This window comes from Photobacterium aphoticum (assembly GCF_001029435.1).
GTDB classification, from domain to species: Bacteria; Pseudomonadota; Gammaproteobacteria; order Enterobacterales; family Vibrionaceae; genus Photobacterium; species Photobacterium aphoticum.
The window spans coordinates 1-313 of record NZ_LDOV01000088.1; the positions used below are offsets into that span (position 1 = coordinate 1).

The 313-nt window shown below is 61.0% G+C and carries 1 protein-coding gene; it reads left to right on the top strand.

Annotated elements, in window-relative coordinates:
• The coding region (locus ABT58_RS24265; protein WP_047876780.1) for a hypothetical protein at nucleotides 1-313 on the top strand (313 nt) is incomplete at both ends.

A 313-nucleotide genomic window follows, 5' to 3' on the forward strand; every position in this document is an offset into this window, starting at 1 on the left:
ATCACCGTGAGCGACGATGCGCTGGGCACGAATGAGCTGACGCTGAGCGGAGCGGATGCAGACAAGTTCGAGATAGTCGACAACAACGGCAGCTACGAGCTGCACCTGAAAGCGGGTGAGACGTTGGATCACGAAACCAACGGCCAGCTGGATGTGAGCGTATCGGTAGACGATGCGACGGCTGGCGGCACGCCGGACGACACGGCGAGCGCGAGCATCGCGGTCACCGACGTAAACGAAGCGCCGACGGTAGCGCTGTCGAATGTGAGCCAGGGTCTGTCAGAAGACACAGACACGACAAGCAGCGTGAAGG